The following is an 18,671-nucleotide window of genomic DNA, read 5'->3' on the forward strand; positions in this document are numbered from 1 at the left end:
CGAGAGCAGGACGGAGTTCTGCCCTGAGTATTTCCCAGTAGGGGACTCTGTGCTCCGCACCGCTAATCGGCGGCAATAACAGCCCGGTAGTAGCCTTCCAACTGTTGGGTGGCTGCCGACCAGCTCCAACGTTCTGCCTCTTGGCGGGCTTGCTGTCGGAAGAGCTGTCGCTGCCCGACGCTGCTCAGGAGTTGCTGGGTAACCTGGACAAAGTCGCTATCCGAATTGGGATCGAACAGAAAGCCATTGCGCCCACTGTCCACCACATCGGTAATGCCGCCGCAGCGGGGGGCGATCACCGGACAACCGGCAGCCATGGCTTCCAACAGAACCAGCCCCAAGGTCTCGGTGCGGGAGGGGAACACGAACAGATCCGCCGATGCAAAGGCCGCTGCCAGAGACTCCCCCTGCAGATAGCCCGTAAACACCACATCGTAGCCGGCAAAATGTTGCTCCAGGGATCCCCGCTCTGGCCCATCTCCCACAATAGCCAAGCGGGCTTGGGGGATCTGCTCCAACAAGACCCGGATCCGCCCTACTTCCTTCTCAGCCGAAAGCCGTCCCACGTAGAGCAAGAGAGGCCGTTCCGGTTGCCCCGCCGTGAGCCGAGCCCGCATTTCTGAACTGGCCGCCTGGGGATGAAACAACTCCGTGTCCACTCCTCGCTGCCACAGCTGCACCCGCTCAATGCCGTGGGCGCTCAGCTCCTGCATCATGGCCGTCGAGGTGCAAAGATTGACCCGCGCCAAATTGTGCCCCAGCTTCAGGAGATTCCACAAAACCCCCTCCAGAAAGCCCAGCCCATAATGCTGCAGATACTTCGGCAGATGGGTATGGTAGGAGGCCACCAGCGGGATCCCCATCGTCTGGCTGTAGTAGAGGCCCCCCAATCCCAAAACCGCCGGGTTCACCACGTGGATCACATCCGGTCGGAAACGGCTGAGCAACTTACCGATGGCCGGGCCAGGGGCGGCCAGCTTCAACTCTGGATACAAAGGCAGTGGCATCCCCGGGATCCCGTAGACCCGTGCCCGTGCAAACCGCCGGGGGGCTCCCCGGGGCGCGACGATGAGCACCGAGTTACCACGAGCGGTTAGGTGACGCACCGTGTGGCAGAGGCGGGTAACAATGCCGTCCACCTTGGGCAGAAACGTCTCCGTAAACAGGGCTATGCGCATCAGGGATCCCAAGCCTACTGTTATTGCTCCGCAACGCTGCTGCGACCGCGCCACTCGGACGGAGTCCTCAAAGACTCTAGAATGAGTGTTGCACAAAACGACAACGCCGCTACGACTTCCGTCAGCAGACTTGAGTACCTCACTCCACCGGAAAAGAATGGGGCGTTGGCTCAGGTTCGGTGAAAGTCTGCACCTGGCCTTGGCCAAGCGTATCTGCGGCGGTTTTGCTGATCAACAGTAGGGTCGCCGCCAGGGCCAGCCCGATAATATCCCGCCACATGCTCCACTCCTCAGCTCCTCACTCCTCTTGCCCATTACTGTAGCGGCGGTTTTCTCGACTTGGCAGGGATAGAGGACGGATTTTTGCGTGACACAAATCACTGCCAAAATTGCGGCTTTGCCCCCCGCCGGTTAGTCTCGGAACGTCAGTTGCAAGCTGGTTATCAGCAGCACCAAAGAAGATACCGCCATCACCCCTCCCCAAAACCAGTAGGGCAAGAACAAGTTTTGGGCAATTTGGCTGGAATCGGAGTGGATCACCTGCCCGTTGATCACAGCAGAGGCCGTAAATAAGTAGTCAAGCTGGTGGTAGGTGCTCACACAGGCCTGCACCCCCAAAAATTGTGCAGCGAAGCCCCGCAGCCAGGGGGAGGCCCAGCGAGCTACCGCCAGGATCCCCAAACCCATACCCAAGAGGAACAGGAGGCCAAAGGGAGAGCGAACCCAGAGCAGCGTCGATAGCAACAGCAGGGATCCCAGAAGTACCAGCCCCAACCGAGTTGTGCTGTGGCGGCGGGAGGCAAGGATGAACAGGGCCCCAGCCAGCGGCGGCCCCATCGGCCCAGCAGCGGCCACCAAAGCTTGCCCCACCCGTCCCAAAAACAGCTCGCCACTGTGAATGGCCAGCCCCGAGCCGTCGGGATAGATCTCCAGACGATGAAACTCCCCCCCCAACAGCACTGCCATCAGACCATGGCCCATCTCGTGAAACCAGGTGGCCAACAAGGTAAAGGGGTAGAGGATGTAGTTACCCCAGGGAAACCGCCAGAGCAAGACCGTCAGACCTGCAGCAACCACCAGCCAAACCAAGCTGTGCCGGTTAGGTCTTCCAGAAGGGGGAGAAGGCAGCTCAAACTGAGTCATCATCAGCAGGTGGATGGAGAAAAGGCCTAAGATGGCCCATCGCCCCAGACGACTGCCGGCAGAGGAGAGTTCCAAGCCAACCCCGAGAAAATCCAGAAAAACATATGTCTCAAACCAGTTTGCAATGGATGTAGGTCAGGTAGGCTGAAAAAGACTCTGAGGGATCCCTGTCTGTGGCCACCTTCCTGCGGGATTGGAGCTACCGCTTTCCCTGGCTTTACCGCAGCATCAGTCGCGGGGCTGCCCTGGCAGTGGGCGGATATGAGCGGTTGCGGAGATTGCCCATGCAAGGGATCCAGATTCATCCCCAGGAGCGGGTGTTGGATCTCTGCTGTGGCCCAGCTGAAGTAACCCCACTGTTGGCGGAGCTGAGCCAGCAGGTGGTGGGCCTGGATGCTTCCCCCAAAGCTCTAGCGGCAGCCCGCAAACGCCTTCCCCAGGTGGAGTTTGTGGAGGCCTTTGCCCAAGATATGCCCTTTCCCAATGCCAGCTTTGATTGGGTGCATACCAGCTTGGCTCTGCACGAATTGTCCTTCGCAGATTTGGAGCAGGTGCTGCGGGAAGTGTGGCGGGTGCTCAAGCCGGGGGGAGGACTCTTGATCCTGGATCTGCACGCGCCTCGGCAACCCCTGATCTGGCCTGGTCTGGCCCTCTTTCTGGCCCTTTTTGAAACCGAGACCGCCTGGGAGCTACTCAAGCTGGACTTGCCCGAGCATTTGCAGCAGCAGGGTTGGCAATCCATCCGGCAGACCCTCCACGCTGGGGGAGCTCTGCAGGTTATCCAGGCGCGAAAGCCTGCCGCCTGAGCTGCACCCCTGAGAGCGGCAGTCAGCCCTGGTGCCAAAAGGGAGTGCCGATGACAGGCGTACTGGGCTGAGCTGTTTCCTGAGGGATCATGGCCCCGGCCAGGTAGGCTCGGCGGCCTGAACGCACCGCTTCTGCAAAGGCCTCAGCCATGACCACCGGATCCCGGGCCAAGGCCACCGCCGTGTTTAGCAGCACCCCGTCGAAGCCCCACTCCATCACCTGGCAGGCATGGGAGGGCAGGCCCAAGCCGGCATCCACGATCAGCGGCGCCTCGATCCGCTCCCGCAGCAGGCGCAAGTTGTAGGGGTTGAGGGGGCCTTTGCCGGTGCCGATGGGGGCCGCCCAGGGCATCACCACCTCACAGCCAGCATCCAAAAGCCGCTGGCAGAGCACCAGGTCGTCGGTGCTATAGGGCAGCACCTTAAAGCCGCGCCGGACCAGCTCAGCAGCAGCAGTGGGCAGTTGCACGGGATCCGGCTGCAGCGTGTAGTCATCCCCAATCAACTCCAGCTTGATCCAGTCGGTGCCGAACACCTCCCGCGCCATCTCCGCCGTTGTGATCACCTCCTGCACGCTGTGGCAGCCGGCGGTGTTGGGCAGAACTGGGATCCCCATCTTCTGCAACAGAGCCCAGAACCTCTGGGAAGTTTCTGGCCCCAGTGCCCCTTGCCGCCGCAGAGAAACCGTCAACAAACAGGGCTGCGCGCGCGCCACCGCCTGCTCCAAAATGGCTGGCGAAGGGTAGCGAGCCGTACCCAACATCAGACGGCTGGGCAACGGTTGGCCATAGAGCACCAAAGGATCCTCATCGGCCAGAGTTGAGGGAGAGCAATGGAGAAGGGTGGACATGGCTGAGGCAGATAGAAAAGCGGACTTGAGCGCTAGCCGCCGGCAACCGGAGCGACGATCTCCACCTGGTCGCCTTCTTGCAGACGAGTTTGCTCGTATTGGGCACGCGGCACAAACTTCAGATTAACCGCTACCGCAAAAGGGCCGCTGGCCCCCACCTGAGCCACTGCCTCGGCCAAAGTGGTGCCTTCCGGCAAATCGTAAGGCTTTTGGTTGATCAGGACACGCATGGCGACAGGGACTCACCGGAAAGAGGGGCAGCCTGCACCTGAAAGGGGATCCCAAGCTGCTGGGCCAAGCGACAACTACCCTGGTGGAGATACTCCAAGACAGCATCGTGGATGGCCGGGGAGATCAGAAAGCCATGGCGATAGAGGCCGTTGATCTGCAACAGGCGAGGTGAGCGCTCCACCACGGCTGGCAAATGGTCTGCCAAGGTGGGACGACATTGGCTGCCTAATTCCAGGATACGCGCTTCGGCAAAGGCAGGATGTACGGCGTAGGCGGCGCTGAGCAACTCCAGGGCGGAGCGAACGCTCACCGGCGAGCGATCCTCAGATTCGATCTCGGTGGCTCCCACTACGAACAGGTGTCCCGGCTTGGGAGCGATGTAGATCGGATAGCGAGGATGCAACAGCCGGGTTGGACGCCGCAAAGAGACTTCCGGGGCATACAGGCGCACCACCTCACCCCGAACTCCGCGCAGCAGTCTTGGCCCGCCCCATTCTTTTTGGGCCCCCAGGCCGCGGCAATCCAAAACCCAGCCTCCGGTTTGTTGCTGCCAGGCTTGGGCCTGCTCCAGATCCCAGGGGCAACCCCACTCCACCTCCACCTCGTGCTGCCGCAGCTTGGCCAGCAGAGCCGACAACAGTTGGCGGTTGTCCAGTTGGCCCTCTTGGGGAAGATACAGGCCCTGCGCAAATCGCCCGGCTACCGATGGCTCCAGCTCGGCAATAGCCTGGGCATCCAGCGGCTGAGGGCGGGGGAGATGCGGGAGGTGTTCCCCCACAGCGGCCAGTAGCGCCGAGAAGCGCTTGGCTTCCCCGGCATCTTGGCGGTGCCAGAGGATCAAAGTGCCCTCCTGCTGAAAGAAAACCGGCTCTGGCAGGCTGGCCAGAAGGGCGGGCCAGCGGGAGAGGGCATAGTACCCCTGGGCCACCACACTGGCTTCGGCGATGGCAGACTCGGCTAGGGGAGCCAGCATGGCAGCGGCAAAATGGGCAGCACTGCTCTCAACAGCAGCAGCAGGAGCCGCCTCCACAATGCGGACGGGATGCCCAACCTCGACAAGGCTGGCGGCCAACAAACGCCCCATCAGCCCAGCCCCGAGGACAAGGATGGGATCCCGCTGCGCTGCCCAAGGCCAAGTGATCCCTACTGCTGACGCAGCAGCGGATGGGCCCGTCAGGCTGGCTGCCGGATTTGTCAGAGAAGAGGAGGGTGGAAGGGTTAAAGTGCCCCGCACCACTGACACAATGGATTTCATACTGGATCCCATGATAGGCTTTCCAGCTCGGCGATGAATCTGCTCCCACCTGTGCCTGCATTTGTTGATGGAGTGCTGGGCCAAGCTTCGCTGGAACGCCTTTTCACTTGGAGCTTTTTGTTTGATCTCGCTGTTGGTCTCCGGGATCCGTCTGGGGGTGCCGGTGTTGCTGGCGGTGTTGGGGGAGGTGATCACGCAGTGTTCTGGCATTCTCAATTAAACCGGAATGAAACATTTCCCTCTAGCCCCCTTCTCCCTCTGAGAGAAGGAATGGGGGTAAGGACAGTGGCGCGGAGCGTTTAGGGGGTGTCTCAATCTAGTTTGAAATGACTATAGTTCCCCTCTCCCTTGGTGGAAGAGGGGCTGGGGGCGAGGGGGGATCCCTTGGGCTGAGAAGCGCCAAGGGTGGAAGTCCGTCAGGCAGTGTAGTAGGCAGTGCCTTTATTGACGAAGCCCAGTGTGTAGGCAGCCCGGTAGTTGATGGTTGGCTCAAATACGCCGGCCACCGTCATGCTGTCGAAGAAGTCTTGCCAGCGTTTGTCGGTCATGGCGCCAATGCCTTTTTCCAACGCATCGCCGGACAAGATGATGCCGTACTCCTGCAATTTCTCGAAGCTGTAGGCCAACTGGGCATCGGTCATCTCCGGGTTGTCCTGCTTGATCAAGCGATAGGCCGGACGGGGATCCTCCAAGAAGCTGTACCAGCCTTTGATAGAGGCATCCACGAATCGCTCCACCAAGTCGGGCTTGGTTTCCACCAGTTGGCGACGGGTTTCGATGGTGGTGGCATAGGGTTTGTAGCCCAAATCCGCCAGGAGGAAGACCACCGGCTCAAATCCCCCTTCCCGTTGGATGGCAAAAGGCTCGGATGTCAGATAGCCTTGCTGAGCTGAGCTGGGATCCGCCAAAAAGGGGCCGGGGTTGAAGTTGTAGGGACGAACCTGATCGTCGGTGAAGCCAAAGCGGGCCTTTAGGTAGGGCCAGTAGGTGGCAAGCCCCCCTTTCGAGACGAAAATGGGCCGGCCCTTGAGCTCTTCAAAGCGCTGGGTGCCGGGGTGGGTCATGATGATCTGCGGGTCTTTCTGGAAAATGGCTGCCACACACACCAAGGGGATCCCTTCTCGCACGGCATTGATCACCCCTGTGCTTCCCCCCATGGCAAACTCGGCAGCTCCACCGGCCAAAACTTGGGTGATGTTGATGCCGGGGCCACCCATCTTGATGGTCACATCCAGGCCATGCTCGCGGTAGATGCCGGTCGCCACCGCCTGATAGAAGCCGCCGTGTTCCGCCTGGGCATACCAGTTGGTAGCGTAGGAAACGCGATCCAGGCCGGATCCCTGAGCCACGATCAGGGTGGGAGAGGGTTTGCGCTGAGCTTGGGCACCCCCTGCCGCCAGCAGACCGCCCCCAAGGGCTGCGGCCCCCACCTTGAGAAGTTGACGGCGGCTCAGAGCCTTGGTGTTCGAGTCAGAGGGTTGAGACGAAGCCATAATCCATTCTCCCTAAGCTAATCCTTGCAAGGTGTGAGGGGGCCAAAGATGCAGGTACAGCCTATTGAGGGGCTACGGATACGGTTGTAAACCTACTTGTTCTAAACCTCATCGGAGTCAAGCCTCAGAAACACGATGTTTTGTATCCCTTAAGTTTTGTATCCCTTAATTTGTGAACAGGCTGTAACTTGCGACACCCCATTAAGCCAGAAACCCTTGGGCAGAGCGGTATCTCCGGCTACCGGCACTTGCAGACGAGAGCCGCTGGCGTTCGGTTCCATCGGCGGGAGGCCAAGCTGCCCTGGGGCCAGCACCTCAGTTCGCAAATGGCAAGAGGAACAAAACCCGAAACCAGCCTTGCCCTGGTCTATCCCAAACCTGTAGCCACCGAACATGACCGGCGCTCGAAGTAACCTGCAGATCTCATTCTGCCGCAATCTTGCTGGGTCAAAGAGCCCCACCCCTTGAGCATTTGCCGGAGCTGTTGGCAATTTATCCCCGGTCGGGATGGAGTTGCGGCCAATTGGAGAGCTTGCTTTCTAGAGCTTGCTTTCTGCTAAGGCAACCCGCTATGCTACCGCCCAGATTGAGGCATTCTCCCGTGGCAAGTCAGCAGCTTCGTGTCTATGTCCCCCCTCACCCGCTCATTAAGCACTGGCTAACCGTGGCTCGGGATGCGGAGACGCCCATGCCCCTGTTTCGCACGGCCATGTCGGAGCTGGGCCGCTGGCTAACCTATGAGGCGATGCGGGAGTGGATCCCCACCCAAACCGTTCAGGTGCAAACCCCTTTGGAACCCGTTGCCGCAGAGGTCATCGCGCCGGATACCCTGCTGGGCATTGTGCCTGTATTGCGGGCTGGCTTGGCGATGCTGGAAGGCTGTCAGGCCCTTTTGCCCCAGGCGCGGATCTTTCACATTGGCATGGTGCGGGATGAGGAAACGCTGCAGGCCAGTTGCTACCTCAATCGCCTTCCAGAGCGGATCCCTGAACAGATGCGCATTCTCATTCCCGAGCCGATGTTGGCCACCGGGGGCACGCTGCTCTGGGTTTTGGATGAGCTAAAAAAACGGGGGGCGGATCCCAGCTTGGTTAGAATTGTCAGCGCATTGGCAGCGCCCCCAGGGTTACAGCGGTTGGGATCCCACTACCCGATGGTGCAAATCTTCTGCGCCATGATTGACGAGCGGCTGAACGATCGAGGATTTATCTTGCCCGGGCTGGGGGATGCAGGGGATCGCGCCTTCGGCACAGAGAACTAGCCACTGACCCACTCAATCTGTCTGTCTTCTCTGCTGCTGGTTTTTGAGCCAAGATCTTCGGCGACACACGCATTCTGTAGTGCTCAATCGAGCTTTTACCACTTCTGGCGCACGGATTGCCCATTCACCCAGATGCTTTGAGGGAGAGCATTTGGGGCTAATCCCCCTCAGGTTGGTCAAGCTATTGGATCATAGGTACTGTAGGACGCTTCAGCCGGTCGCGCTACTTGCAATTCTGACGGGGCCAGCGCCTTTCCCTTTCCTGCACCTATGCGACTTGTCCTTACCAGTTTAGATGGCAGCTTGCTGGATCTAGAGTTCAACAGCTATGGTGCTGCCCGACAAGCCTTGGCTGCCCTAGAGCGCCGCTCCATTCCCTTGGTGCTCTACAGCCTGCGCACCCGCGCTCAACTGGAACATGTGCGGCGGCAGTTGCGCCTGGAGCATCCGTTCATCTGTGAGGATGGCTCTGCCGTTTACGTTCCCGAGCATTACTTCCCGGCGGGCATCCTAGACGAGCAGTGGCAACACCGACCGCCCTACTACGTGTATGCTTTGGGTCTGCCCTATTCTCGCCTGCGCAGCATCCTGCAACAGGTGCGTCAAGAGTCCCACTTGGATTTGATCGGGTTTGGGGATTGGACTGCCTCTGAACTGGCCGCTGCCACTGGGATCCCTTTGGAAGAGGCAGAGCGGGCGCAGCAGCGAGAGTACAGTGAGATTTTCAGCTATTCCGGGGATCCCGAAACCCTACGGGAAGCTTTTGCCCAACAAGAGGCCAACCTCACCCAACATCTGCTGCGGGTGCGTCAGCTCCACTTCTCCAGCCTGCCGCAATGGTATCTGACCGGATGGATACGGCCAACGATGGCCGCAGAACCCAATTTCTCGCCGGGGGAGCAGGCGGTGCGGCGGCTGCTGGATTGCTACCAACGGCATCTGGGCCCTATCAAAGCTTTGGGCATTGGGTGTTCCCCGCCAGATGTGGCCTTTTTGCGATGGTCGGAACAAAAAGTGGTGCTTCCCAGCCCCATTGCGGATAGTCTCTGGAGTGAGGCTCTGCCTCAATGGCAATTGGCTCAGCTCCCCGGCCCAGAGGGGTGGAATGAAGTGGTGTTGATGTGGTTGGAGGAAACAGATCATGGTGATGAATAGGCAGCAGATTGGTCGTCAGGCTGTACCCTTAGGCCTGAAAACGGTGGGGTGCCTGCTGAGCTTGGCGGTGGCCATGCCTGCCCACGCGCAACCGCCCATGACCCTACTGACAGGGGAGCCGACGGTCGCCCAACTGAAGGAAGACGGAGCTCGCTATCTGCAGATGGGCTTCCATACCTTGGCCATCAACGCCTACCGGAGCGCAATTGAACTGGAAGAAAAAACCTTGGTGCTGCCCAGCGAACGGGATCCCGACGTGCCTTTCAACCTCGGCTTGATCTATGCCCGTCAAGGCAAGCTGGCGGAGGCCCGCGCCGCCTTTCAGCGCTCGGTGGAGGTGGATCCCAGTGGCTTTAAGGCTCGCTATCAACTGGCCTTGGTGGATCTCAAGCTGGGGAACCTGGTCGCTGCCAAAGAGCAGCTCACCCTCTTGGCCCATGCCGCCAGCAACCATCCCGAAACCCACAGCCATATTCAAGCTCTGCTGGCCACTCTGGAGTCTGTTCCCTTGCCCGGCCAACAAGGGGAGAACCCGGCTCGCCCTCCAGCCGTTGAGTCAGAAGCCGCCAAGCTTTTGCTCGAACCTCAGAAAACAGAAACAGCCGCCCTGCCCACCGCAGCTGAGCAAAAACCGCCAGAGGAGACAAAACCTCTCTCGACTCTGCAGCGGCTACGTCAACGGGAGCGGGACTAGAGCCCCCTCTAGTTTTAACTATTTCTTAAGGCATGGGGCCGGCTGCCAGGGATCCCGTCACCGGGCCTTGGGCTAGGCTCGCTCCTTTTGGGGATCCGACTGAGAATCCTCGGGCTGGGGCCCTTTGGTGGTGAACACCGTGGTGAACATCATCAGCATGCCTCCCCCCAAGATCAGCAGGGCTAATCCGCCAAACATCCAATTCATCCAAGCTTGAACTTCCATGGGGGAGCTCTCCAGAATACGAGAATCCATTGGGCAGTTTTATCCTACATCTGGAGAAACGGTGCCCAGCAGCTACTGATTGGCTCGGTAAAGCAACCCCAGCCCTACGGCGGCACAGATCAAGTTGGGCAACCAAGCCGCCATTGCTGGCCCCAGCGTCCCAATTTGTCCCAGCGCCTGGGTGATGAACAGCAGCACATAGAAGGCAAAGATAATCAGCACACTGATGCCCAACCCCAAAGAGGAACCGGTGCGCTGCGGGCGCAGCCCCAAAGGCACCCCAATCAGGGTAAACGCCAGACACGCGAAAGGAATGGCATACTTTTGGTTGAGGCTGACCTGCAGACGGCGCACCCGTTGCAGATCTCCAGAACTGGCGATCACCTCGATGTAATGCTTCAGCTCCCGAATGTTCATTTCCTCAGGGCTGCGAATCTCCTGAGCCAGCTCCAGCGGCGCGCGAGGCAGACGCAACTCCTGCCGGCTGAAGGTGGCAATGTTGCTGTAGGTGCCATCCGGAGAAACGATGTAGTTGGTGCCATCCTCAAACACCCAAAGATTCTCTTGGGGATCCCAGCGTCCCCGTTGGGCCAGCAGAATTTGGTTGAGCGCTTCGTTGGAAAAATCCAGGACGATAATGCCGCGCATTTGCTTTCCATCGAAGCTGCGGGCGTAGAACTGACGGGTTAGCCCTTGTCGCCGGGAAAAGGTGCCGTCTGGCTCAGGCATGAGGATCTCGCCAAATTCTTGGTAGAGGATATTCTCCCGCCGGAAGTCGGGATCCCGATTTAAAGCTCGGTTCAAAGTCGTGGCCGCTTGGCGATTGCTCACCGGCACTACCAGCTCATTGAACAGAAACGTTAACGTCGTCACCAGCAAGCTGAGGACGAGGGCAGGCACCATGAGGCGGTAAAGGCTCACCCCGCAGCCGCGCAGGGCTGTGATTTCGCTATCGGCAGACAAGCGCCCATAGGCCAGCAACGTGGCCAGCAACATGGACATCGGGAACGTCAAAACGATGATCCCCGGCGCCCGCAACACAAACACCTGTAACGCCGCCGAAAGCGACAGACCCGCTTCCACCACCAGGCGCACCAGCTCGAACAGGGATCCCACCGCCATCACCAAGGTTGTGAAAGCTCCCACCCCAAAGAGAAACGGCAGCAGCATCTCCGAGAGGACATAGCGATCCATCAGGCCCACCGCGCAAACGAGGGAGAGCCTGTGGTCAGGCCGCTCGCGGGAACGGGCAGGAGGGAGAGAATGAAGTTTCACGCAACCCAAGGAAGTAGTAGGCAGGACAGCCGAAGGCTGTTAACGACTCTAGACCGGAACACTGGGCAATGAAAGGCTATCGCCTTCCTTTCTCAACCTAACCCGCCTATGATCGACCCCAAGTAAGCTCAGGCATAGAATTGGGCCGGGTTTGTCTTGGGAAGACTTTCGACATGGTTTCCTCCTCTTCCCCCTCCTGCAATCTTAGAAGTTTGCTGGAGCGGCTCCTGGAGCTGCGGCAGCAGGTTGTAGAGGGATCCCAGAAATACTTGGCCGCTTGGGGCTGCCTTACGAGCCCTCCTGCGGCCATCCACAACCTGGCGCGCTACCTGGCGCTGCGCCAACAGGATCTGCGCAGCTTGCAACTGGAGCTGGCGGCTGCGGGGCTGTCCTCGCTGGGGCGCTGTGAGTCGCGGGTTCTGGAGAGCCTGGATGCGGTGATTGCTATTTTGGCAGCCACCCAGGGTTTGACCCATACGGCACCCAGCTATGAAGAGTTTTACGCCGGGGATACGGCACTAGAGCAGCACGCCGAGGCGCTGTTTGGCCCCCCTTCTCCCCATCGCCGCGCGCGCATCATGGTGACCCTGCCCAGCGAAGCCGCCGAGCAGCCGGAGCTGTTGCTGCAGTTGTTGGAGCGGGGCATGAACGTGGCCCGCATCAACTGCGCCCACGACGAGCCCTCGGTGTGGGAGAAAATGGTGGCCCACTTGCGCCAGGCCGAAGCCCAGACCCAACGGCGTTGCAAGATTTTGCTGGACCTGGCTGGCCCCAAGATCCGCACCGGCCCAGTGGCCATGCCCCCCGGCAAAACCAAGGTGTACCGCGGGGATCGCATCCTGCTCACCGCGAAGGTTCCTGAGGCCAGCGCCGATATCTCCTGCCAGGTGACCTGCAGCCTGCCGGAGGTTTTGGCGCACCTGCAGGTAGGGGCAAGTGTTTGGATCGACGACGGCAAAATCGGCGCCCGCGTGGTAAGGATCGAGCCGGCAGGCGTGGTGCTGGAGGTGGACAAAGTTGCCCCTCAGGGCAAGAAGTTGCGAGCAGAAAAAGGCCTCAATTTTCGTAAACTACCCGGCTCCGACCGCTAAGCGGTACGGAGCGGGCTTTCAGTAGCCCTGAGCCTGCTCTGCTCTACCAGAGAACAAAACAGGCCCGAACCTCTAGGCTGGTTTACGACAGCCCCCAAAAGCGCAATCACATTCGCACCATTCAAATCCGCATCCCCTTCCCATCCACAGTGCCCACACTTAAACTTCTTTCCACTGCGGTAGGATTGCGCAGGATCGGGATGGATGTGTAAACACTTGTGACAGGTCTGCGACGTGTAGGCAGGCGGCACAAGAATCAGAGAAACCCCTGCAACCCTCGCCTTGTACTCCAGAAACTGACGTAGTTGGTAGAACGCCCAACTGTTGGTCCTACGCCGCTCGGCTTTGCTGCGTGGCTGTTGATTGACTCTTTTCCGGATCCCTGTCAGGTCTTCCAGAGCAATAGCGCTGTTGGTAGCTTTTGCCCTAGAGACAATAGCTTTGGAGATGCGATGATTGACCCACGCTTGAAAGCGTCTCTCCTTGCCAGACAGCCGTTGCAACAGTTCTCTGCATCTGCGCCGCGAACTGCGTGTGCCCTTACTGGCTTTGCGTTGGAGTACCGCCCTCAGCTTGGAGTAGTGGTCTCGGACTCTGTTCAACTGCTGTCCATTCCAGTTGTCCCCGTCTGATGTATGGGCAATATCTGTCCTCCCCAAGTCCACCCCGATCACCTTGTCGGTATCTTGTTGCTTGGGTGGTTTTTTCTCTACGCAAATCTGGATGTAGTAGGAGCCGTCTCTGCGCTTGACCAGAGTGGCCGATTTGGGATTGGAGCCCGCCAACTGTTCTCTCTGGTAACGGCCAATCGCCAGCTCAAAGCGCTCTCGACCCTCCACTGTGGTCAGCGACACCGTCCAGTCTTTCTCGCGGAACGAAAAGATACGAGCGTCATAGGTCGCGAAGCCCCCCTTGAACGCTTTGACGGGGCGGTTTTTCTGTCGGGCAACCTTGCGGGCACCGGCCAGCCGTCTGCAGACCTGCTGAGCCAAGTTACTGGACAAGCCGAACCGGGCACGGATTTCGCGGTAGCACAGAGATTGAAGTTTAACGGCGTTGGTGACTTTCTCGGGCGTGTTTTGGTTGACCCAGTTCAACGCCTGCACAAAGGCATCCATTGTCGCATCCAACTTTGCGGCTTGCGACTGGGCTACCTTGAGCTTGCAGGATATGTTCAGGACTTGGCTCATAAGTTCATTGTACTTCATCAAAGCGCATTCCTCCCGGCACTGACCCTACGGGTACAGTGCGGGGCTCCTGCGATTTCTAGCTGACAGTCAGCTCCAGATCCGTTCCCTTAGCGACAAAGACTGCCAAGACCTGGACTTTGTGGTGCGGCATGCCGACTTAGTGGGCTATTCCTTTGTCCAGCAGCCAGCGGACTTGCAGTTGCTGGTTTCTGAGCTGGAGCGGCGGCAGGCTCGCCCCGATTTGGGCTTGATCCTCAAGATGGAAACGCAGCAAGATGGAAACGCAGCGGGCGGTGAAAAACCTGCCGGCCTTGATCGCGACCGTTGCCGGCTGCCGGCCCCTGGGGGTGATGATTGCCCGCGGCGATCTGGCCGTGGAGATCGGTTGGCTGCGCTTGGGCGAGATCCAGGAGGAACTGCTGTGGATCTGCGAGGCAGCCCAGGTGCCGGTGGTCTGGGCTACCCAGGTGCTGGATCAGCTCACCAAGGAGGGCTTGCCCTCGCGGCCTGAGCTTTCCGATGCGGTGATGTCTGCCCGCGCCGAATGTGTGATGCTCAACAAGGGCCCCTACCTGCTGGAGGCGGTTGCCCTCCTGGACGAGCTGCTGGCTCGGATGCAGACCCACCAGCACAAGAAAAGCCAACGCCTGCGAGCTCTGTACTCCTGGAGGTGACCTGGAGCTGCCCTAGAGACGGAACTTCTCCCCCAGGTAATACTTGCGCACCAAGGGATCCGCCGCCAGCTCCGCCGCCGTGCCCTTGGCCAAAATGGCCCCGTCGTTGAGGATATAGGCCCGGTCGGTGATCTCCAGCGTCTCCCGCACGTTGTGGTCAGTAATCAAAACACCGATGCCCCGTTGCTTGAGCTTGGCCACCACCTCCTGAATATCCGCCACCGCGATGGGATCCACCCCCGCAAAGGGCTCATCCAGCAGCAGAAATTTCGGCCCGTGGATCCCAGCGGCCAAGGCACGGGCGATCTCCGCTCGGCGACGCTCCCCCCCCGATACCTGCAGGCCCAGGCTGTGGGCCACGTGGGCGATGCGAAACTCCTCCAGCAGTTGGTTGAGCCGCTGCTGCCAGAGGCGGCGAGGCACCCCCGTTTGCTCCATGATCAGCAGCAGGTTGTCTTGGATGCTGAGGCGACGAAAAATACTCGGCTCCTGGGCCAGGTAGCCGATCCCCAATTGGGCCCGGCGATGCATGGGCAGGTGGGTGATGTCTTGGTCATCCAACCAGACATGGCCGCGGTTGGGCTGGATCAGGCCAGTCATGATGTAGAACGTGGTGGTTTTCCCCGCCCCATTGGGGCCCAGGAGCCCCACGATTTCCCCCTGCTGAATGTTCAGGCTAACGTCGCTCACCACCTCACGGCGGCCATAGCGCTTACAGATGTTTTCTAAGTAGATCTGCATAGGGCCGGCACAGGGCTGCTGATCAATGCTTACTGATTCTGTAGGGCTGATTCTCTCCAACCGACAGGGATCCCGGCTGCCGCAGCGCACAGGCTACTTCCTCAAAGATGCCCCAAACCCCGCCCACAATCCAGGGGAGTGTAGGCAAAGTGGATCCCTCTCAAGCCAACTGGAGGGATCCCTAATGGGGTTCTCATAGCTCACGGCAACTGCTCGCCCCCCTCAAAATGGGATCATTTCACTAGGGGATCCCTGGCCTTCCCATGCTTCGCTGCCCAGCTTGCTACTGGCTCAACTCCAACTCCGATTATCGCTGTCGTCGCTGTGGGCACTTTTTGCGCCATCGCCCGCTTCCTGTTGCCGAGAAACTCAACCCAAGAAGGCCAACAACCAGCCCTGCCGGCTGGCGGGAAATCCGCTGGGATCGCGTCCTGACTTCCTCGGCAATACTCGGGGTTTTGGTGGGGTTGGGGCAACTGTCTTGGCATTGGGTGCAGCCGCTGCTCAAAGATCCACCCCTTCCCAGTGTTGGCAACGGCCCGGCAGCTTCGGGACGATAGGACTCCAAACGTCATCCCGCCCTGAGAGAGCCTGCTATCAGGTGGGCCAGACAGACCTGCGGAGTGGCCGAAGCCAGAAGATGCCACTATCATGTGACCAGCGCAGAACCATCCCCCTCTGCTGTGTCCCTTCACGTAAACCTTCAAAATTGTGAGGCTTGGTAACCATGAACCTCAATCTCAAAGTTCCCGCCATTTGGGCACTACTGGCCACGGCAGCCTTGGCTTCCTCTGCCGCAGCCACAACCTACAACTCTTGTTTTATGCGCTACCTCATGGCTTCCCGCACCTGTCCCAACTGCCGCCTGGGATCCATTGAGCTGAGCAATCTGGATTTGGCGGAGGCCAATTTCAGCGGTTCCGATCTCATCGAGGCCAATCTGGAGCGCACCATCTTGACGGGCGCCGATCTCAGCCAGTCTTACCTGGTGGGGGCCAATTTGCGGCGGGCTCAATTGGGGGGAGCCAACCTGAGTGGCGCTTACCTGGAGGGGGCAGACTTGCGGGGGGCCAACCTGCGGGGGGCCGATCTCTCTTCTGCATCCCTGTACGGCGCCGACTTGCGGGGGGCCGATCTACGCGACGCCAACCTGGTTGGGGCTGACCTGCGCTTTGCTCGCACCTGGGGCGCACGCCTGCAGGGTGCCGTTCGGGAATAGTGCCAAAGGCCGAAGCCAGCTTCCCCTCTCCCTCTCTGGGAGAGGGACTAATGAATAACGCGTACTAATTGCGTAATGCGGATGGCGAGACTCGAACTCGCAAGGCAAAGCCACACGCCCCTCAAACGTGCGCGTATACCAATTCCGCCACATCCGCTTCCGAGCCTAACCATCATAGCGACAGAGGGGTGGAGTTGTTAAGGGCATTGGCCATTTTGCAGCTATGGCTTGTCCTGCCTCGGCAAAGTTAAGGCAACTCCACCGACGTGGGCTTGGAAGCGTGGGGCAGTCCCCACCCCAACTTCTCTCGCATAACCCGGAAAAATTCCGGTCGGCGCAGGCGCATCAAATCTGTCCAATAGGGGGCACGTACCACCCGAATCTGGTCTTCCGGCATGATGTAGCAGCCGGCATTTCCATCTACCACCAAAACCAGTGGCTGAGGGGTAACGGGGCTAATCCATACCTCCTCCGAATCGGGGAAGACCAAGGCCCGCGACGCCATGGAATGGGGGCAGATGGGAATCAGCTGCAAAACCGGCACCCCCGGTGTGATCACCGGCCCACCCGCCGAGAGGGCATAGGCCGTCGAGCCGGTGGGAGTAGCCAAGATGACTCCGTCGGCAGCCACATCCAGAGGTGAGTGATCCCCGATGGTGATCTCGAAGTGGCACATGCTGGTCAAAGGCTCGCGGTGCAACACCATCTCGTTTAAGCTCAAGACCTCCCAGCGCAATTCTTGCCCTCGGTAGGCTTGCACCAGCAACATGCTGCGGCGATCCAGGGTGTATTCCCCGGCAATGGCGGCACTGGCTGCCTCTTCTAGGTGAGGAAGGTAGGTCTCCGTCAGAAAGCCCAGATGGCCCGTATTCACCGCCAACAAGGGGATCCCTTTGGGGGCCAGTTGCCGTGCTGCTGCCAAGACGGTGCCATCTCCCCCCAACACCACCGCAAACTTCATGGTTTGATCAAATCCAGCCGGGGCCAGGCTATCTACTTTGGTCAGGCAGATGGGGCTGTCGGGCTTGGCATAACCGAGGATACCGCCCCAGTTGGGGGCCACACAGACTTCCCAGCCCTGCTCCTGAAACCAGCGGGCTAGGGTTTCGCTGCTGCGTTTGGCGGCGGGTTTGGCGTCGTTGTAGAGGATCCCGGCTTTGGGCTTGGTCATGGGCAATGGGAAGGCAGAGGTGCCAAAACTCTATCAGTTCTGCAGGCCCCTCTGCTGGCCAGGTGATCCATTCCACAATTTCTGCCAGCAGACTTCGCTGATACATTGACGCTGAACAAGACGGGTAGCTTGCATGGCGAAGCCATACACTGCTGCCCGGGGCTGCAGCGATTGCATCCTGCTCGTTGCCAATCGGCAGCTCAACCCTGGCAGGGCAAGAAGCCACGAGAAGCTACGAGGAAAAACGAGTGACGGCAGGTTGGAACGAGTACCTCAATCGACAGGGCGACCCCGGTACATCAGTCGGTACTTCACCTGCGGGGTCAAGTCTTTTTGCCCTGGATCCCCTTCCGCGGTGATGGGTTGTGGAGGGGCGGTGGGAGAGTGGGCGCTCGGCTGCGGGGGAGGGGTGGAAGAAGATGTACGGCTGACCTCCGCCGGCCATAAGCCCGCTTGCTTCAGAGCCCTGTGGAGCGCCTCCGTGTCAATAGGCAAAAACCACCTGGCAGCCTCGTAAATCCGTTCGAGGGAGTGGAGAAGGTCGCCGGCCTCCGCCAAGCCAGGGATCACATCTGCTGCCCCCTGGTAGATTGCCCAGCGCCGCTCTGCGGGCTCGATGTGGCGGCGGGGGTGATGAGTCAGGATAACAGGGATGTTGGGCAGCTTGCTTTGGCACTCTCGACAAAAGGCATAGGGGTTAAACAGCCCCGTCGTCATGTCCACCACCATCAGATCCAGAGGCTGACTTGCTGCCACCTCCAGCAGATCTTCACGCGGGGAAACCAGCACCACAGAGTGCCCCTGAGACTCCAGCGCCAACTTCCAGAGATGAATTTGCGAGGGCTGGCCCTGAGCTAGCAGTATGGTTTTTCTCACAGTGGATGGAGATATGCGAGTAGAAGGAAAGGCAAAGGCTTGCACCACTTAATAATCCGTCGTACGCCAGAATCTTGTGCGGGGCGTAATGTAGCATTCTTAGGGGAAGCAAATGGTAACCGGATATACAGATATACAAGTAT

General features: G+C 59.5%; 21 protein-coding genes, 1 tRNA gene and 1 pseudogene. 9 read left to right on the forward strand and 14 right to left on the reverse strand.

The window, feature by feature from the left end; genetic code table 11:
- Window positions 1-62 precede the first annotated feature (62 nt).
- The 3 genes from ACVWY8_RS04415 to ACVWY8_RS04425 all read right to left on the reverse strand — a co-directional run bounded on the left by ACVWY8_RS04415 (window position 63) and on the right by ACVWY8_RS04425 (window position 2,321).
- Window positions 63-1,178 carry a glycosyltransferase family 4 protein gene (locus ACVWY8_RS04415; RefSeq protein ID WP_414357496.1) on the reverse strand — a complete coding sequence of 372 codons (1,116 nt, stop codon included), beginning with the start codon at window positions 1,176-1,178 and terminating at the stop codon, window positions 63-65.
- Window positions 1,179-1,317: 139 nt separating this feature from the next.
- On the reverse strand, window positions 1,318-1,458 hold the full coding sequence (locus tag ACVWY8_RS04420) for a hypothetical protein (RefSeq protein WP_414419233.1): 141 nt from the start codon (window positions 1,456-1,458) through the stop codon (window positions 1,318-1,320).
- 131 nt (window positions 1,459-1,589) lie between these two features.
- Entirely contained in the window at window positions 1,590-2,321 is a 732-nt protein-coding gene (locus ACVWY8_RS04425; RefSeq protein ID WP_457393304.1) for a M50 family metallopeptidase, read from the reverse strand.
- Between the two features lie 173 nt (window positions 2,322-2,494).
- On the opposite strand from ACVWY8_RS04425, the gene ACVWY8_RS04430 reads away from it, so the two are divergent.
- On the forward strand, window positions 2,495-3,127 hold the full coding sequence (locus tag ACVWY8_RS04430) for a class I SAM-dependent methyltransferase (RefSeq protein ID WP_457392849.1): 633 nt from the start codon (window positions 2,495-2,497) through the stop codon (window positions 3,125-3,127).
- Window positions 3,128-3,149: 22 nt separating this feature from the next.
- Here the strand turns inward: ACVWY8_RS04430 and ACVWY8_RS04435 are convergent, their stop codons facing one another.
- From ACVWY8_RS04435 to ACVWY8_RS04450, 4 genes are all read right to left on the reverse strand, one after another.
- A complete protein-coding gene (locus ACVWY8_RS04435) occupies window positions 3,150-3,977 on the reverse strand; it encodes a thiazole synthase (protein ID WP_457392846.1) in 828 nt (275 codons plus the stop codon).
- A 32-nt stretch (window positions 3,978-4,009) separates the two neighbouring features.
- Window positions 4,010-4,207 carry a sulfur carrier protein ThiS gene (thiS, locus tag ACVWY8_RS04440; protein ID WP_457387925.1) on the reverse strand — a complete coding sequence of 66 codons (198 nt, stop codon included), beginning with the start codon at window positions 4,205-4,207 and terminating at the stop codon, window positions 4,010-4,012.
- Window positions 4,195-5,463 (reverse strand): FAD-dependent oxidoreductase, encoded by a 1,269-nt coding sequence (locus ACVWY8_RS04445; protein ID WP_457392844.1) that lies wholly within the window; start codon window positions 5,461-5,463, stop codon window positions 4,195-4,197. The genes thiS and ACVWY8_RS04445 overlap by 13 nt, the downstream gene beginning before the upstream one ends.
- Before the next feature lie 416 nt (window positions 5,464-5,879).
- The gene (locus ACVWY8_RS04450; RefSeq protein ID WP_414523011.1) at window positions 5,880-6,956 is read right to left on the reverse strand and encodes an ABC transporter substrate-binding protein; all 1,077 of its coding nucleotides are present in this window, start codon (window positions 6,954-6,956) and stop codon (window positions 5,880-5,882) included.
- A 571-nt stretch (window positions 6,957-7,527) separates the two neighbouring features.
- Here ACVWY8_RS04450 and upp point away from each other — a divergent pair.
- From upp to ACVWY8_RS04465, 3 genes are all read left to right on the forward strand, one after another.
- Window positions 7,528-8,217: a uracil phosphoribosyltransferase gene (upp, locus tag ACVWY8_RS04455; protein ID WP_011433955.1), complete on the forward strand. Its 690-nt coding sequence runs from the start codon at window positions 7,528-7,530 to the stop codon at window positions 8,215-8,217.
- Window positions 8,218-8,487: 270 nt separating this feature from the next.
- Window positions 8,488-9,372: a hypothetical protein gene (locus tag ACVWY8_RS04460; protein WP_457392842.1), complete on the forward strand. Its 885-nt coding sequence runs from the start codon at window positions 8,488-8,490 to the stop codon at window positions 9,370-9,372.
- Window positions 9,359-10,066: a tetratricopeptide repeat protein gene (locus tag ACVWY8_RS04465; RefSeq protein ID WP_414328993.1), complete on the forward strand. Its 708-nt coding sequence runs from the start codon at window positions 9,359-9,361 to the stop codon at window positions 10,064-10,066. The genes ACVWY8_RS04460 and ACVWY8_RS04465 overlap by 14 nt, the downstream gene beginning before the upstream one ends.
- Window positions 10,067-10,138: 72 nt before the next feature.
- Here ACVWY8_RS04465 and ACVWY8_RS04470 read toward each other — a convergent pair whose 3' ends face one another.
- Window positions 10,139-10,321: a hypothetical protein gene (locus ACVWY8_RS04470; protein ID WP_457396850.1), complete on the reverse strand. Its 183-nt coding sequence runs from the start codon at window positions 10,319-10,321 to the stop codon at window positions 10,139-10,141.
- A 42-nt stretch (window positions 10,322-10,363) separates the two neighbouring features.
- Entirely contained in the window at window positions 10,364-11,566 is a 1,203-nt protein-coding gene (locus ACVWY8_RS04475; protein WP_457392837.1) for an LptF/LptG family permease, read from the reverse strand.
- Between the two features lie 173 nt (window positions 11,567-11,739).
- Between ACVWY8_RS04475 and ACVWY8_RS04480 the strand changes: the two genes are divergently transcribed.
- The gene (locus ACVWY8_RS04480) at window positions 11,740-12,657 is read left to right on the forward strand and encodes a pyruvate kinase (RefSeq protein WP_457387927.1); all 918 of its coding nucleotides are present in this window, start codon (window positions 11,740-11,742) and stop codon (window positions 12,655-12,657) included.
- Here the strand turns inward: ACVWY8_RS04480 and ACVWY8_RS04485 are convergent.
- Window positions 12,654-13,847, reverse strand: coding sequence for an RNA-guided endonuclease InsQ/TnpB family protein (locus ACVWY8_RS04485; RefSeq protein WP_457393302.1), 1,194 nt, complete (start codon window positions 13,845-13,847; stop codon window positions 12,654-12,656). The two genes, ACVWY8_RS04480 and ACVWY8_RS04485, sit on opposite strands and share 4 nt — an antisense overlap.
- Window positions 13,848-13,929: 82 nt before the next feature.
- Between ACVWY8_RS04485 and ACVWY8_RS04490 the strand changes: the two are divergent.
- Window positions 13,930-14,521: pseudogene (locus ACVWY8_RS04490) on the forward strand (pyruvate kinase); the annotation flags it as partial.
- Between the two features lie 12 nt (window positions 14,522-14,533).
- Here the strand turns inward: ACVWY8_RS04490 and lptB are convergent.
- The gene (lptB, locus tag ACVWY8_RS04495; RefSeq protein ID WP_011433949.1) at window positions 14,534-15,262 is read right to left on the reverse strand and encodes an LPS export ABC transporter ATP-binding protein; all 729 of its coding nucleotides are present in this window, start codon (window positions 15,260-15,262) and stop codon (window positions 14,534-14,536) included.
- A 25-nt stretch (window positions 15,263-15,287) separates the two neighbouring features.
- Between lptB and ACVWY8_RS04500 the strand changes: the two genes are divergently transcribed.
- The 3 genes from ACVWY8_RS04500 to ACVWY8_RS04510 all read left to right on the forward strand — a co-directional run bounded on the left by ACVWY8_RS04500 (window position 15,288) and on the right by ACVWY8_RS04510 (window position 16,481).
- On the forward strand, window positions 15,288-15,461 hold the full coding sequence (locus ACVWY8_RS04500) for a hypothetical protein (protein ID WP_011433948.1): 174 nt from the start codon (window positions 15,288-15,290) through the stop codon (window positions 15,459-15,461).
- A gap of 64 nt (window positions 15,462-15,525) precedes the next feature.
- Window positions 15,526-15,822: a hypothetical protein gene (locus tag ACVWY8_RS04505; RefSeq protein WP_011433947.1), complete on the forward strand. Its 297-nt coding sequence runs from the start codon at window positions 15,526-15,528 to the stop codon at window positions 15,820-15,822.
- 167 nt (window positions 15,823-15,989) lie between these two features.
- Window positions 15,990-16,481 (forward strand): pentapeptide repeat-containing protein, encoded by a 492-nt coding sequence (locus ACVWY8_RS04510; RefSeq protein ID WP_041436730.1) that lies wholly within the window; start codon window positions 15,990-15,992, stop codon window positions 16,479-16,481.
- Window positions 16,482-16,557: 76 nt separating this feature from the next.
- Here ACVWY8_RS04510 and ACVWY8_RS04515 read toward each other — a convergent pair.
- The 3 genes from ACVWY8_RS04515 to ACVWY8_RS04525 all read right to left on the reverse strand — a co-directional run bounded on the left by ACVWY8_RS04515 (window position 16,558) and on the right by ACVWY8_RS04525 (window position 18,528).
- Window positions 16,558-16,638 (reverse strand) — tRNA-Leu (locus tag ACVWY8_RS04515).
- Window positions 16,639-16,728: 90 nt separating this feature from the next.
- Window positions 16,729-17,652, reverse strand: a complete 924-nt coding sequence (locus tag ACVWY8_RS04520; protein ID WP_011433945.1) for an NAD(+) kinase — start codon at window positions 17,650-17,652, stop codon at window positions 16,729-16,731.
- 273 nt (window positions 17,653-17,925) lie between these two features.
- Entirely contained in the window at window positions 17,926-18,528 is a 603-nt protein-coding gene (locus ACVWY8_RS04525) for a DNA-binding transcriptional response regulator (protein WP_414406814.1), read from the reverse strand.
- Window positions 18,529-18,671: the final 143 nt, after the last annotated feature.

Source organism: Thermostichus sp. OS-CIW-32 (assembly GCF_054060415.1).

Coding starts and splice junctions, on each gene's coding strand:
- ACVWY8_RS04450 (WP_414523011.1), bottom strand. CDS start 6,956: ATGGCTTCGTCTCAACCCTCTGACTCGAACACCAAGGCTCTGAGCCGC.
- ACVWY8_RS04460 (WP_457392842.1), top strand. CDS start 8,488: ATGCGACTTGTCCTTACCAGTTTAGATGGCAGCTTGCTGGATCTAGAG.
- ACVWY8_RS04485 (WP_457393302.1), bottom strand. CDS start 13,847: ATGAGCCAAGTCCTGAACATATCCTGCAAGCTCAAGGTAGCCCAGTCG.
- ACVWY8_RS04435 (WP_457392846.1), bottom strand. CDS start 3,977: ATGTCCACCCTTCTCCATTGCTCTCCCTCAACTCTGGCCGATGAGGAT.
- ACVWY8_RS04480 (WP_457387927.1), top strand. CDS start 11,740: ATGGTTTCCTCCTCTTCCCCCTCCTGCAATCTTAGAAGTTTGCTGGAG.
- lptB (WP_011433949.1), bottom strand. CDS start 15,262: ATGCAGATCTACTTAGAAAACATCTGTAAGCGCTATGGCCGCCGTGAG.
- ACVWY8_RS04510 (WP_041436730.1), top strand. CDS start 15,990: ATGAACCTCAATCTCAAAGTTCCCGCCATTTGGGCACTACTGGCCACG.
- ACVWY8_RS04420 (WP_414419233.1), bottom strand. CDS start 1,458: ATGTGGCGGGATATTATCGGGCTGGCCCTGGCGGCGACCCTACTGTTG.
- thiS (WP_457387925.1), bottom strand. CDS start 4,207: ATGCGTGTCCTGATCAACCAAAAGCCTTACGATTTGCCGGAAGGCACC.
- ACVWY8_RS04520 (WP_011433945.1), bottom strand. CDS start 17,652: ATGACCAAGCCCAAAGCCGGGATCCTCTACAACGACGCCAAACCCGCC.
- ACVWY8_RS04465 (WP_414328993.1), top strand. CDS start 9,359: ATGGTGATGAATAGGCAGCAGATTGGTCGTCAGGCTGTACCCTTAGGC.
- ACVWY8_RS04470 (WP_457396850.1), bottom strand. CDS start 10,321: ATGGATTCTCGTATTCTGGAGAGCTCCCCCATGGAAGTTCAAGCTTGG.
- ACVWY8_RS04425 (WP_457393304.1), bottom strand. CDS start 2,321: ATGACTCAGTTTGAGCTGCCTTCTCCCCCTTCTGGAAGACCTAACCGG.
- upp (WP_011433955.1), top strand. CDS start 7,528: ATGCTACCGCCCAGATTGAGGCATTCTCCCGTGGCAAGTCAGCAGCTT.
- ACVWY8_RS04500 (WP_011433948.1), top strand. CDS start 15,288: ATGCTTACTGATTCTGTAGGGCTGATTCTCTCCAACCGACAGGGATCC.
- ACVWY8_RS04445 (WP_457392844.1), bottom strand. CDS start 5,463: ATGAAATCCATTGTGTCAGTGGTGCGGGGCACTTTAACCCTTCCACCC.
- ACVWY8_RS04415 (WP_414357496.1), bottom strand. CDS start 1,178: ATGCGCATAGCCCTGTTTACGGAGACGTTTCTGCCCAAGGTGGACGGC.
- ACVWY8_RS04505 (WP_011433947.1), top strand. CDS start 15,526: ATGCTTCGCTGCCCAGCTTGCTACTGGCTCAACTCCAACTCCGATTAT.